The sequence below is a fragment of the Cohnella silvisoli genome, assembly GCF_021190915.1.
Lineage (GTDB): Bacteria > Bacillota > Bacilli > Paenibacillales > Paenibacillaceae > Cohnella > Cohnella silvisoli.
In genome coordinates, this window is record NZ_JAIOAP010000004.1 from 36080 (window position 1) to 49820 (window position 13741).

9 protein-coding genes are annotated in these 13741 nt (G+C 54.8%); 6 read left to right on the forward strand and 3 right to left on the reverse strand.

From position 1 onward, the window contains the following. Positions 1–4 precede the first annotated feature (4 nt). From K7P76_RS09305 to K7P76_RS09315, 3 genes are read left to right on the forward strand one after another with little or no spacing between them, the layout of a single operon-like run. On the forward strand, positions 5–2470 hold the full coding sequence (locus tag K7P76_RS09305; protein WP_232185016.1) for a glycoside hydrolase family 31 protein: 2466 nt from the start codon (positions 5–7) through the stop codon (positions 2468–2470). Further along, complete coding sequence (locus K7P76_RS09310; protein ID WP_232185017.1) at positions 2467–4857, forward strand: glycoside hydrolase family 95 protein; 2391 nt, start codon at positions 2467–2469, stop codon at positions 4855–4857. Before K7P76_RS09305 ends, K7P76_RS09310 begins: the two co-directional genes overlap by 4 nt. Positions 4858–4881: 24 nt before the next feature. Continuing rightward, complete coding sequence (locus K7P76_RS09315) at positions 4882–8319, forward strand: carbohydrate-binding protein (protein ID WP_232185019.1); 3438 nt, start codon at positions 4882–4884, stop codon at positions 8317–8319. A 98-nt stretch (positions 8320–8417) separates the two neighbouring features. Here K7P76_RS09315 and K7P76_RS09320 read toward each other — a convergent pair whose 3' ends face one another. Together K7P76_RS09320 and K7P76_RS09325 are read right to left on the reverse strand one after the other, a co-directional pair. Then, complete coding sequence (locus K7P76_RS09320) at positions 8418–9323, reverse strand: DUF6807 domain-containing protein (protein WP_232185020.1); 906 nt, start codon at positions 9321–9323, stop codon at positions 8418–8420. A gap of 97 nt (positions 9324–9420) precedes the next feature. Further along, positions 9421–10326 (reverse strand): AraC family transcriptional regulator, encoded by a 906-nt coding sequence (locus tag K7P76_RS09325; protein WP_232185022.1) that lies wholly within the window; start codon positions 10324–10326, stop codon positions 9421–9423. 163 nt (positions 10327–10489) lie between these two features. On the opposite strand from K7P76_RS09325, the gene K7P76_RS09330 reads away from it, so the two are divergent. The 3 genes from K7P76_RS09330 to K7P76_RS09340 all read left to right on the forward strand — a co-directional run bounded on the left by K7P76_RS09330 (position 10490) and on the right by K7P76_RS09340 (position 12869). After that, on the forward strand, positions 10490–11341 hold the full coding sequence (locus K7P76_RS09330) for a sugar phosphate isomerase/epimerase family protein (protein ID WP_232185023.1): 852 nt from the start codon (positions 10490–10492) through the stop codon (positions 11339–11341). 29 nt (positions 11342–11370) lie between these two features. Beyond that, on the forward strand, positions 11371–12393 hold the full coding sequence (locus K7P76_RS09335) for a Gfo/Idh/MocA family protein (RefSeq protein WP_232185024.1): 1023 nt from the start codon (positions 11371–11373) through the stop codon (positions 12391–12393). A gap of 137 nt (positions 12394–12530) precedes the next feature. Then, positions 12531–12869, forward strand: coding sequence for an SGNH/GDSL hydrolase family protein (locus K7P76_RS09340; RefSeq protein ID WP_232185025.1), 339 nt, complete (start codon positions 12531–12533; stop codon positions 12867–12869). Here the strand turns inward: K7P76_RS09340 and K7P76_RS09345 are convergent. Continuing rightward, positions 12866–13717 carry a helix-turn-helix transcriptional regulator gene (locus K7P76_RS09345; RefSeq protein ID WP_232185026.1) on the reverse strand — a complete coding sequence of 284 codons (852 nt, stop codon included), beginning with the start codon at positions 13715–13717 and terminating at the stop codon, positions 12866–12868. The two genes, K7P76_RS09340 and K7P76_RS09345, sit on opposite strands and share 4 nt — an antisense overlap. Between the last annotated feature and the right edge of the window lie 24 nt (positions 13718–13741).

Consider the following 13741-nt stretch of genomic DNA (forward strand, 5'->3'; position numbering starts at 1 on the left):
GACCATGAAACTAACGGACTGGGAGAAACGAGAGGACGCCCTTTATCTCGAAACGGAGTCGGGGATTGCGAAGCTGACTCCGGTTTCCAATCGGATCATACGCGTCGTCTTTACGCAAGATCGGGAGTTTAGCTCCAAGGAGAGTCTTGTCGTCCTTCCGCAAGCCGAGGAGTCGGTGCGGTGGGAAGTCCGGGAGGATACGGAGCGGCTTGTCCTGCGGACGCCTGTGCTGCAAATCGAGATCCGGAAAGAGACTTGCGCGATCACGTATTTGGACGGCAACGGGCGATTGCTGACAAAGGAGCCCGAGCGGGGAGGCAAGACGCACGTGCCGATCGAAGTCGAAAAAACCGTATACGACGGTAACGTAACGATCAAGACGGGACAGGGCGCCGACGGGGTACGAGCGCGGGTCGAAGGCTCCCGCAAAACGGTCGACCGGCGCGCTTATCATACGAAGCTGGAATTCGAATGGCAGCAGGATGAAGCACTGTACGGATTGGGCTCTCATGAGGAAGGCGTCATGAATTTGCGCGGAAGCCATCAATATTTGTATCAGCAGAACATGAAGGCAGTCGTGCCGATGATCGTATCCACCCGGGGTTACGCCGTTCTGTGGGACAGCTGTTCCTGCATGATTTTTCGCGACGATATGCACGGATCCTACCTGTGGACCGATGCGGACGATGAGATGGACTTCTATTTTATATACGGGCCTGAATTCGACGAACTCGTCGGCGGGTACCGGAAACTGACGGGCGCCGCTCCGATGCTGCCGAAGTGGGCGTTCGGCTATGCCCAATCGAAGGAACGGTACAAATCGCAGGAGGAACTGCTCGATATTCTGCGAGAGTATCGCGAGCGCAAGCTCCCGCTTGACCTGCTCATTCTGGATTGGCAATCCTGGCCGGGCGACTGGTGGGGGCAAAAATCGCTTGATCCCGAACGCTTTCCCGACCCCGCCGGCATGATGCGGAGCATCCATGAGGAGGGAGCCCGACTCATGGTCTCGATCTGGCCGATTATGAACAATAACGGTCCCAACCAGCAGGAGATGAGGAATCGCGGCTTTCTGCTCGGCAATCAGGCCAATTACGATCCTTTCCAACCCGAGGCGAGGCGTCTCTATTGGGATCAAGCCAACGATGGATTATTCAAGTATGGCATCGATGCCTGGTGGTGCGACTGCACCGAGCCGTTCGAGGCGGATTGGAAGGGGGCGGTCAAGCCCGAACCGGAACAACGGCTGTCCATTAACGTGAACGAGTTCAAAAGTTATTTGGATCCGGAATTCATCAACGCCTACTCGCTGCTTCATTCCCGCGGCATATACGAAGGCCAGCGGGAAACCGGCGATGAGAAGCGGGTCGTGAATCTGACAAGATCCGCCTATGCCGGACAACAGCGTTATGGAGCCATCACTTGGTCGGGCGACACGGCGGCGTCTTGGACGACCTTGCGCAACCAGATTCCCGCGGGTCTGCATTTCTGCGCGACGGGAGTTCCGTACTGGACGATGGACATCGGGGCGTTCTTCGTCGGGAGAAAACCCGAAATGTGGTTCTGGAACGGGGATTACGACCGGGGCTGCGAGGACGACGGATACCGGGAACTGTACGTCCGCTGGTTCCAGTTGGGTGCCTTTCTTCCGATGTTCCGTTCCCACGGGACCGACACGCCGCGAGAGGTGTGGAGATTCGGCGAACCCGGCACCGTATTCTACGATACGTTGGCGAAGTTTTTGCGGCTTCGATACCGCCTGATGCCGTACATTTATTCGCTGGCCGGCTCGGTGACGCACGAGCACTATACGATGCTTCGAATGCTGGCTTTCGACTTCAGGGAAGACATTCGCGCGCACGATATCGGCGACCAATTTATGTTCGGCCCCGCATTTATGGTGAATCCGGTGACAGAACCGATGTACGACGGCAGCCGTTCACGCAAGCCGGAGGGCGTATCGCGGACACGCCAGGTATACTTGCCGGCGGGGACGGACTGGTACGACTTCTGGACGGGAAAGCGGCTGGAAGGAGGCCAGGAAATCGAAGCGGAGGCTCCGTTGGAAATCATACCGCTGTTCGTTCGCGCCGGATCGATCGTGCCGATGGGGCCGGTCGTGCAGAATACCGACGAGCTCGGCTCGCAGCCCTATGAAATCCGTATTTATCCCGGACGAGACGGGAGCTTCGGGCTGTATGAGGACGAAGGCGACAACTACAATTACGAGAAAGGCGACTACGCCTGGATTCAGATGGAGTGGCTGGACAAGGAGCGTACCTTCAGAATCGGAAGAAGAAACGGGGCTTTCCCCGGCCTCGTGAGAGAGCGTCGAATGAACCTGATCCTGGTCGGGACCGAATCCGCACAAGGCAACGGGGAAGCGGAGACCAACGTTTTCGATTGCACGGTGACGTACTCGGGAGAAGCCGTTGTCATTTCGTTCGACTCGGGAGGAGCAACGCTATGACGGCCGCGGGCAACGAGTTGAAGCTGTGGTACGAGCAGCCGGGTAGGAGATGGGCAGGCGGATTGCCCTTGGGGAACGGGCGATTGGGCGCCATGGTTTATGGCGGTCCTGAGGAAGAAATTTTGGCTTTAAACGAGGATACATTATGGTCAGGCTACCCGAAAAAGGCGCACAACGACCAGGCGCTGAATGATTTGGAGCCTGTCCGGCAGCGTTTGTTCGCGGGCCGTTATAAGGATGCCCAGCAATTGGTCGAAGACAACATGCTAGGATTTTGGCAGGAATCTTATTTGCCGTTGGCCGATTTGTCTGTTTCACTGGAAGCACTTCCTCATGTTTCTGATTATCGGAGAGAGCTGGATTTGCGCACGGCGATCGCTTCCTCCCATTACACAAGCGCCGATGGCGTACGGATTGAGCGGGAGTGTTTTGTTTCTCATCCCGATCAGGTTCTCATATACCGTATAGTTGCGTCCCGGCAGGGTAGCTTGAATGTGAGAATAAAATTGACAAGCCAGCTGCTCAACCAGATTCAAACGGAAAACGGCGAGCTACGCCTGAAGGGAGAAAGTCCTTCGCACGTTGTGCCCCATTACGTTCCAAGCAAAGATCCGATCCGTTACTCGCAGGCCGGAGATCGTCGGGGGATGGCTTTCGGTGCGGTAGTGAAGGTATTGCGGGACGGGGGAAAGCTTCATCATGATGGAGAGGGCATACGGGTTACGGAGGCGAGCTCGGTTACGCTTCTTCTCTCGACGGCGACGGGCTACAACGGGTATGAAACAGCCCCTTCCCGTGACGGCGAGCAGTGCCTGGCGCAATGCCGCAAGCGAATCCGCAATGCGGCGTCCAGACCGTTCGAACAACTGCTTCGCTCCCATCTGCGGGATTACCGTTCTTTGTTCGACCGCGTCGAGTTGAAATTGGGTTCCGGGAGCGAGCCCGGCATTCCGACCGATGAACGGCTGCGCAGGGCGTCCAGCGGCAGCGCAGACCCGGCATTAGAGGTTCTGCTGTACCAGTTCGGGCGATATTTGCTCATTTCCAGCTCACGACCGGGTACTCAGCCCGCCAACCTGCAAGGAATTTGGAACGACCGAGTCCGTCCCTATTGGAGCAGCAATTGGACGACGAATATTAACGTTCAAATGAACTATTGGCTGTCGGAAAGCGCGAACCTGGCCGAGTGCCATGAGCCGCTGCTTCGGCTGATCGAGGAGATTAGCCTGACAGGGAAGGATACAGCCCGCATCCATTACGGCTGCAGCGGATGGGTCGCCCATCACAATGTCGATCTGTGGCGAACGACGACGCCGGCGGCGGGGCTTGGGGAGCACTGGGCCTGCTGCTCTTTCTGGCCGATGGGGGGCGTGTGGCTGAGCCAGCATCTATGGGAGCATTATGCGTTCGGCCTGGACAAAAGCTATTTGGCCGAGCGAGCCTATCCGGTCATGCGGGAAGCGGCGATGTTCTGTCTGGACTGGCTGGTCCGGTCGCCCGATGGATACTGGGTGACCGCTCCGTCCACGTCTCCGGAAAATTCGTATTTGAACGACGAAGGTGCACGAACGACCGTCAGCATCGCCACGACGGCCGATATGTCGATGATTTGGGAGCTGTTCGCTAATTGCATTGCGGCAAGCAAGGAACTGGATAAGGACGAGACGTTCCGAGCTACGCTGGAGGAAGTTCAAGCGCAGCTGTACCCCTTTCGCATCGGCAAGCATGGGCAGCTGCGCGAGTGGTTCGACGACCCGGAGGAGTTCGAAATCGGGCATCGTCATTTTTCGCATCTGTTCGGCCTATACCCGGGAACAAGGATTTGTCCGGACGAGCAACCCGAACTGGCGGCAGCGAGCCGAATCAGCCTGCAAAGACGGTTAACCGGAGACTCCGAGCCGATCGGCTGGATTCTTGCCTGGCTTGTCTCCCTCTACGCGCGATTGGGAATGGCCCGGGAGGCCCACGAAGCCGTGCTGCAATTTGTGAGAAATTCGGCATACGAGACCTTGCTCAGCTGTCACTCTCCGCTTAGCCAGGAAGAGGAGGCGGTATTCCAGATCGACGGGAATTTCGGCATGACGGCAGGGATCAATGAAATGCTGCTTCAAAGCCAATCCGGCGTCATTCACCTGCTGCCCGCTTTGCCCGAAGCGTGGCCTGACGGTAGCGTAACCGGATTGCGGGCAAGAGGAGGTGCAGAGATCGGCATGCGCTGGGAGGGGGGCAAGCTGCTGGAATACGTGATCCGATCCTCCATCGACGGCACGGTCACAGTCCGCTATGAAAGCGCAATCCGTACCGTTCGGCTTAAGGCCAATCAACGGCATACCTTTAAGGGAAGCGAGTTTGAAAAGGGAGAGACTGAATCATCTTGTTGCTTGTAAAAATGAAAATCGGGAGGCAAACAAATGAAACGGTTCGTCATGGTGACCATACTCAGTCTGTTGGTTTGTTCAATCGCTCCGTTCCTGCCGACTACTGAAGTATCAGCCGCTGTTCAAGCCACTTATTACGTATCTCCGAATGGAAGCGATACTAACCCGGGCACGCTGGCTGCGCCTTTCCGCACGTTGGAGAAAGCTCGCCAAGCTGTACGTACAGTGAACGGAAATATGACGGGCGACATCATCGTCTATTTTCGAGGGGGGCAATATCCTTTTACGGGTCCCGTGAATTTCGATCAGGCGGATTCGGGCACGAACGGCTACAATGTTTATTACCAGGCGTATCCGGGCGAAGTCCCGGTCTTTAACGGAGGAACCAAGGTCACGGGGTGGACGCAAACGTCCGGCAACATCTATCAAGCGACGCTGACCCGGAGCGCCAAACTGAGGACGTTGTACGTCAACGGCAAACGGGCCGTCATGGCCCGGGGTCCGGTCATTGCGCCGCAAGGCGGTGACGGGACTTATACGATCAGCGGCACCGAGAGCTGGGCGCTTAGCGCCGGCTCGACCTACTCGGGCATTAAATTCAACGCGTCCGATTTGGGGAGCTATGCCAGACCTTCGGATGTCGAGCTCGTGAACCAGGTCGGCTTTTCCTTCCATGTCGTCGGCTTGTCCGATTTAACGACAAGCGGCTCCTACCGGATAGCGAAGCTGCAAATGCCAATGGGAGCGATCGCGTTATCGGAGCCGCAAGGTTGGGGAATGGCGTTTTATCAATACAACAACAATCCCGCCAATCATTTTTACGTGCAAAACGCTTACGAGCTGCTCGATCAGCCGGGGGAATTTTATTTTAACCGGAATACGAATACGCTTTACTACTATAAGAGAAGCAATGAAGACATGAGCAAGGCCGAGGTGTACGCGCCGACCTCCGAAGGCATGATCCGGATCGGCGGAACTTCTCGGTCGAACCGGGTGCACCATATTGTGTTCCAAGGAATCACGTTCGCGAACGATCATTGGTCCCTCATGAACGTGGCCGGCTCGGTCGGGGCGACGACCGTCCAAGCGAACGCGTTGTACAACAAGTACGTATCCGACGGCAATTGGCATAGTGTCACGTACCGGAATACCGATGTGATGCCCGCGACTGTCGAAGTTGCCAGTGCGAGCGACATTCAATTCGTTCGCAACGTGTTTGAGCATCTGGGTGCGGGAGCGATTACGTTCGGCAACGATACGGTGAATTCTTCTATCGTCGGCAACCGGTTTTCCGATATTAGCGGCTCGGCCATTACGGTGGGAGACCCGCTGAATACGTATATCGGAGACGGCGATTTCGCCGCAAATCAGGAGGGCGCTCCAACGAATATTTCCGTGCAGAACAATTACGTGATTAACGCAAGCGCGGAGTTTCTGCAGACGGTACCGGTTACGATTATATACACGGTCAATCTGAACCTGGCCAACAATTTGATCGTAAACTCCCCTTATACTGCGATAAGCTTGGGATGGGGATGGAATAATTTCGCGGGGTACGAGGCAGGCGTAACGCCGACCGATGTCGCGTCGGGCAATACGATTCAAAATAACCGCATTCTCTCGTCGATGAAGCTCTTGCACGATGGCGCAGCCATCTATACGGTAGGCAAACAAACCGGCACGAGAATTACCGGCAATTATATGTATGATATAGGCGGCGTATCTTACGGCAACGGGATTTATACCGATCAAGCTTCCTCGGAGATGGAAATCGATCATAACGTGGCGGAAAATTTCAACGGCGTATGGTGGTTCGTATGGGGGACCTACGCTTACGTCAGCCAGTTGAACGTGCATGACAATTACGTCGACTACGCCACGGGGAACGAAGGATCGTACGCGACGAGCACGACGCGAACGAACAACGTCGCGGAGCCGTCGGCGCCGCCAGTGTCGTCATGGTCGTCCGGCGCGCAAGCCATTATTAATGGCGCGGGACTGCAATCGGCCTATCGCGACATCGCGTCGGCGAACGGTACCGTGTTCGAAGCGGAGGACGGCGTCAAATTCGGCCGGGCCGCCGTATACGACGACACGGCCGCCATCAACGGCCAGGGCGTGCAAAATCTCGATTTGAACGGGGACGCTCTGCAGTTCAATAACGTGCCTGCCGGCACGCAGCTGACGCTTAAGTACGCAACACCGAATACAGGCAATTACAGCTTATACGTCAACGGTGTCAAAACTTCCGTCAGCATCGCCTCGACCGGGAGCTGGAACACTTACGGCGTCAAAATCGTTCCGGTCAACATTCCGGAGGGGGCAAGCGTCAAACTCCAGCATGACACCGGAGATATCGGCATCAATCTCGATCAAATCGCCGTGAGCTACGGGCATACGGTTCTCGAAGCGGAGTGGGGGAGCATGTCGGGCCGGGCGTCCGCCTACGGCGATCCGGCCGCTTCCGGAGGTCAGGGCGTGCAGTATCTCGATTTGAACGGGGACGCTCTGCAGTTCAATAACGTGCCAGCCGGCACCCAACTGACTCTCAGGTATGCAACACCGAATACAGGCAATTACAGCTTATACGTTAACGGTATCAAGACAAGCGCCGCGATCCCGCCCACCGGAAGCTGGTTAGGGTACGGGACGGTAACGATCCCGATGGGTATTCCGGCCGGCGCCACCTTGAGGCTCCAGCATGATACAGGGGATATCGGCATCAATCTCGATCAAATCGTCGTGAGCAATGGTAGCACGGTTCTCGAAGCGGAGTCGGGGAGTCTGTCGGGGCGTGCGTCCGTTTACAGCGATGCGGCCGCTTCCGGAGGTCAAGGCGTGCAGAATCTCGATTTGAACGGGGATGCTCTGCAGTTCAATAACGTGCCAGCCGGCACGCAACTGACGCTCAGGTATGCAACGCCGAATACAGGCAATTACAGCTTATACATCAACGGTGTCAAGATAAGCATCGCGATTCCGTCCACCGGAAGCTGGTTCGGGTACAGGACGGTAAAGATCCCGATGGGTATTCCGGCCGGTGCCACCTTGAGGTTCCAGCATGATACCGGAGATATCGGCATCAACCTCGACCAAATCATCGTGAGCAATGGGCTTACGGTTCTCGAAGCGGAGTCGGGGAGTCTGTCGGGCCGTGCGTCCGTTTACAGCGATCCGGCCGCTTCCGGAGGTCAGGGCGTGCAGAATCTCGATTTGAACGGAGACGCTCTGCAGTTCAATAACGTGCCAGCCGGCACGCAACTGACGCTAAGGTTCGCAACGCCAAATGCGGGCAATTACAGCATATACGTCAACGGTGTCAAAACAAGCGCCGCGATTCCGTCAACGGGAAGCTGGTTCGGGTATGGGACGGTAACGATCCCGATGGGTATCCCGGCCGGTGCCACCTTGAGGTTCCAGCATGATACAGGGAATATCGGCATCAACCTCGACGTCGTATATCTTCAGTAAGGAGATACGAGGAAAGCGATAACAAACAGCCTCGGCTCGATTGCGGATCAAGCCGAGGCTGTTTGTTTTTTTCGGTGTTCAACTGAACCAGATCAAGATCAGTCCGCAGCGATCTTCTCCGCATACTGCTCGAAACCGTTGGCCAGCGCTTCTGCGGTGAGCCGACCCGCATGCACGAGCATGCCATAACGCAGACGGAGCAATTCACCCGGCGGCAGATCGAACGCTTCCTCGAACAGAAAGGCGGATTGCAAAAACTGCAATTCAGGGGTATTCCACACATAAAAAGGAGAAGAGAAACGGAGATTGCCGGGATGATCGTACATGCAGATCCCGCCGAAAATATCCTTTCCGCCGTCCAGCGGTCCTGCAAAATCGCACCACTTGGCTTTCATTCCATGCGCTTGCTCGACTGTGCTCCCGCCTTCCGAATTCGCGATCGCCGCAGCAGCCATGCTTCGGACCGGCCGGAACGACATTCCCGCATAGCCGCCCCAAGAGAATGTCTCCGGCGGCGTTCGGTCGAAACGGAGAACTTTCGCTGTCGCGTTGCGGAAGGTCGTGTCCATTGCAATCCAATACCCGCAGGCGGGGGCCGGTCTGTCCGCTGCGTCCCAGTCTGAGATGCGTATCGACCGTTCCTCTTCCATCAGCAGCGTGTGATCTTCACCGCATTCCCAGACCAGCTTCTGCTGCAGATGGACGCCATTCTCTCCTGCATTAGCGGTGATGTTGTCAATCGTGCGCATTTTTCCGCTGTCGGCGGCGGGCTCATTTTCCTCCCAGAAATTGAATCCGTTGATCAACTTCCACGCGAAATACAAGCCGTGATGCCAGTAATGATCGTAAGGCGAATCGAGCGTCAACACATGCCCGCCCGGCAGCCGGACGGGATGAAAATAGCTTTTTGGCTTATCCTCTCCATACTGGTAGGTCAGCAGATGCTCCGCACCCTTGTAAATGTCAATTCTCTTGCCCGGATCGTGTATGCAGCCCCAAGTCATATCGGGCTACCTCCTTAAGGCATATTTGCCGATTTGTTGTACAGTACGAGTATAAAGGTCTATACGGCACGCAGGAATGGGAATAGCGCGCCACTTTTTAACCATTTGTTGCTGAGGGTGGCTTTAGCCGGTATTGGGAAGGCGACAGCGAAGTCCAGCGCTTGAACTGCCTGCTGAAGTGATAGACGGAGGAGAAGCTTAGCATCCGGGATATCTCTTCTACAGCCAGATTGGTCAGCAGCAACAATTCCTTGGCCTTCTTCAGCTTGAGATTGGAGTAATATTGCCGGGGCGAGACGCCGAAAACTTTGGTGAAGATACGCGTACATTGACTGCGGCTTAGCCCGACGGCTTCGTATACCTCGGACATGCTCAACGACTCCAGCACATGGGATTCAAGAATTCCGCGGACGTTATCGGCCATTGTCAGATCCTGTTTGGAAATATCCTGATATTCTCCAGACAAAGCAGTCTCGCTTACTCTTACCTGCCGAATATATTCCGAAATGATCTGCAGAATGCACGCTTGAAACGTAAGCTTATCGCTCTCATCCAACTGGAGAGCCAACCGCATGTCTCTCTCGATGAAACGATTGCGGCTGATATTCGATTGGAGCAAGTTGTTGATCGTAAGCGTCAAGTCCTTCAGCTTCATGTTCCCGGCCAGCTTAGCCGGCACATGGATCAGTGCGGATCGCTTCAGCAGCCGCCGCAGTCCGGGATCGTCGATATCGAAATGGATCGCCATATAAGAGAAGTGATGATCCGGCGAGCTCGTCGTGCCGTGTTTTACACCCGGTTTCAGGAACATCCAGTCTCCTGCGCCATAGACGAAAGTCTCTCTGCCGATCCGCTGCTCGGCCAATCCTTCGATGCAGAACGTTAGCTCGAAGATATCGTGATGGGAATCTTCCAATGTCCACCCCGGCTCTTCAACTCCGAAGATAAAGCCATGAATAAAGATGTTGCTGTTGATATCGGGCACTGTGATATGCGTTCGCATGCTTGTCCCTCCCTGTATGAAGCGTGACGCCCCTATTCTAACACAGGCCGGTTTTGCTACAAAAGGTTAAAAAGACTCGCACTTTCGCTATTTCTTTGAAAACCGGTTTCCCCAATAATGTAAGGGAAAGGTCAAATCCAAATGAACGGAGGAATTTTTTTTTATGCCTATGAAAGTCGGATGTTTTGCTCTGATCGATCCCTTTACCGTGTTGGAACACCAACTGAAACGAATCGCGGATATGGGCTTCCGTTACGCCGATATTACCGACAATCGCGACGGCGCCCAGCTTGGCGTCGAGTTCGGTTTTGCCGCGACGGCAAGCCTCGATGCGAATCCCTTTGATCTCAAGCGTTTGTTCGAGCAAGCCGGGCTTACCATCACCACGTTCTGCGCACATGCAAACCTTCTGGATCCTTCCGCTCCCTGGCGATATGGCACATCGCAAATCATTAAGGCCATCCGCTCCGCTGCCGCGATCGGCATCGAGTATGTGATTACGACTGAAGGTGAGCCGTCAACGGCATTCGGTCACAACCTGACGGAAGATCAGAAGGTGTTTTCTGTTATAGAGAAGCTTCAGGAGCCGCTCCGGGTCGCCAAGGATCACGGAATTTCCCTCCTGCTTGAGCCGCACGGCGAGCTGACCGACTCTGTCGCCGGGCTCGAGAAGTTGATTCACGGACTGGGAGATCCCGATCATCTTGGCATTAACCTGGACACCGGAAACAGCTGGCTCGGCGGGGCGGACCCGGTCGAAATGGCCAAAGTATTCGCTTCAAAAATCAAGCACGTCCACTGGAAAGATCTCCTGAAAGAGATGGAATCCAAGCGTGGGACAACCTACGGCTGCGGCATGAGCGTCATTCCGCTTGGCACCGGAGCGATCGATATCGAGGGTGTGTACCGGGTGCTGGAGAAGGCAGGTTTCAATGGACATACGACATTGGAAATCGCCGGAGACGCTGCCGTGCTGGAGAGTTACGCTTACCTGAAACGGCTGGGTGCCGAGTAAGACATGCCATGAAAAGAGGAGAGAACGCAGTGTTGAAACTAGGTGTCGTTGGATTGGGATTAGGGATGACGCATGTAGACGCAGCTCAACAATGTGGAGAGGAAGTTGCCTTAGTCGCGATATGTGACGCAAATCGTGATCGCCTCCAAGCCGTGAATGGCGATATCCGGCGTTTTACCGATTATGGTACATTTCTGCGCGAGTCCGGTGCGGATGCTCTGGTGCTTGCCGTCCCGCACGATCTTCACGCAAAAATGACACTCGAGGCGATGGAGCATGGAAAACACGTGTTGCTCGAGAAACCGATGTCGACCTCGGTCGCCGACGGTGAACGGATGGTGGCATCGGCGAAAGAACGGGGCCTATCCTTCATGATCGCCCAGAATTGGCGATATACGCCTTGGTGCCGGCAGATTAAAAGCATTATTGACAGCGGAGAGTTGGGCAATATCCGGATGATTCGTTCGGATTGGGTGCTGAACTTTCATGATTTTTATCCAAAAGGAACGTGGATATACGATGGGCAACGCGGTGGAGGCGGGGCTGTGATTGGTCTCGTTGTGCACAATTTGGATTATTTGCGGTTTCTGTTCGGCGAGGTGCGGAAGGTGTACGCACAACATCTTTATACGGATGAGTGGTCCTCGAACAGGGCAGAGAATATGTCGATGATCCAGTTCGAATTTGAATCGGGTGCTCTTGGACAGATGCTTACCTCATATACTCCTTTCATCAATCAAGATTCTGGTCCTCTTCAGGTGTACGGCGATCAAGGCATGTTAACGGCCAAGCGCATGTTCCCCGAGCATATTTACGTCACTTCCTCAAGCCGTACCTCGGCAGAGAAGGCGGTTGATCGCCGGTTTGACGAGGTTTCGGTGGAGCCGGGCGAACCTTTTGCTGTAACGCAGTTGCGGCATTTCGCCGAGTGCGTGAAGACCGGAAACAAACCGATCTCAAGCGGCGAAGATAATCTTGGGACAATTCGGCTGGTAGAGAGCATCTACGAATCCGCGAGGACGGGCGAGCCGGTGCTCGTTGGCTGTCTTTGAATTGGATAAGACTTTTAACCTATGATTCCTGAACCGATAAAGCCGATTTCCTCCCCGGCTTGCCTCAGCAGTAGAAAAGCAGTATTCGCCAAGCCGAACAACTGCAAGTGATTAAAAAAGAAAAAAGGAACATGCTTATGTCTACTATCAAATCGAACCCGCTTACGGGATTCATCATCCGCGGCGGCCTGAAGCGGACTGCCGAGAAGTTGAAAGGCGGGCGAGCGACAACTGTCGCCTTTATCGGGGGATCCGTTACGGTGGGAGCAGGGGCGTCCGACGGCGAATGTACCGGTTATCGGGCGTTGACTTGCAATTATTTGCAAAGCCGTTTCCCGGACGTCGCCTTCACGTTTGCTAACGCGGCCATCGGAGGGACCGACTCGGCGTTGGCCTTCATTCGGTTTTTCAAAAAACATAATCATCTCACCCCGCAGGAATACCGGACGATGTCGCATAACCAGCATAATACTTAATTGTCTTTATCGAGTCTTCTCAACTGCTTGCGCCATTCGGCCGGGCTTTGCCCGTAAGCTTGCTTGAATAGCCGGGTGAAATAATGGACGCTGTTGAAGCCGGTTACTTCTATGATGGCGCTGATCGGCATATCGCTTCCGGACAAATAGCGGACGGCTGCTTTAAGACGAAGGTCGCGGAGATAATCGAAAGGGGTTGTCTTCGTCTGTTTCTTGAACATTCGGACGAGATAGGAAGGGTGCAAATGCGCCAACTCGGCCAGCGTTTCAAGGGTTATGTTTTCTTTATAGCGCCAATCCATGTAATTGATCAGCATGTCTGCCACCTCATGGGGCTTCCGTTTGGTCTTCAAGACGCTGGAAGGCAACTCGTTCGAGGTACTGTCCAGAATGTGCGCGATCAGCTTGTACGTCTTCTGGATTTCAAGCAGGCACACCTCATCGAGGTTCGGATCTTGATGCGCCGCTCCCGTAGACTGAAGGTGATAGACAAAATCTAACGATTGAACGATTGAGGATGCCAGTAACGTCTTCGAATAGATGTCCTTACGCGACTGCATGAAGTTCCATTGGTTCACTTGTTTGTCCGTGAAAGGGAATTGGTCCCAGTCGGCGAGTTCCACGAAACGGAACTTGGCTTCCGAGTGCAAGCTTGTCAGTTCATGAGGCGTGGATACGGACATGATGAATACAGCCGGCGCCTCCGCTTCGCATACGTTGTCCGTCCATCGAAATCGCACCTTGCCCCCGGTAATATGAAGGATTTCATAGATGGACGGATGCATCCCCCCGCCCGGAATATCAGCTGACTTGGAGATCGAGCCAGCGCTGCACAGACGGATCTTCATCACAACTTCCTCCTCTGAAATAAA

Bases quoted from the DNA above. Each gene is read 5' to 3' on its own strand.
- K7P76_RS09305 (WP_232185016.1), top strand. From the start codon at position 5: ATGAAACTAACGGACTGGGAGAAACGAGAGGACGCCCTTTATCTCGAA.
- K7P76_RS09310 (WP_232185017.1), top strand. From the start codon at position 2,467: ATGACGGCCGCGGGCAACGAGTTGAAGCTGTGGTACGAGCAGCCGGGT.
- K7P76_RS09315 (WP_232185019.1), top strand. From the start codon at position 4,882: ATGAAACGGTTCGTCATGGTGACCATACTCAGTCTGTTGGTTTGTTCA.
- K7P76_RS09320 (WP_232185020.1), bottom strand. From the start codon at position 9,323: ATGACTTGGGGCTGCATACACGATCCGGGCAAGAGAATTGACATTTAC.
- K7P76_RS09325 (WP_232185022.1), bottom strand. From the start codon at position 10,326: ATGCGAACGCATATCACAGTGCCCGATATCAACAGCAACATCTTTATT.
- K7P76_RS09330 (WP_232185023.1), top strand. From the start codon at position 10,490: ATGCCTATGAAAGTCGGATGTTTTGCTCTGATCGATCCCTTTACCGTG.
- K7P76_RS09340 (WP_232185025.1), top strand. From the start codon at position 12,531: ATGTCTACTATCAAATCGAACCCGCTTACGGGATTCATCATCCGCGGC.
- K7P76_RS09345 (WP_232185026.1), bottom strand. From the start codon at position 13,717: ATGAAGATCCGTCTGTGCAGCGCTGGCTCGATCTCCAAGTCAGCTGAT.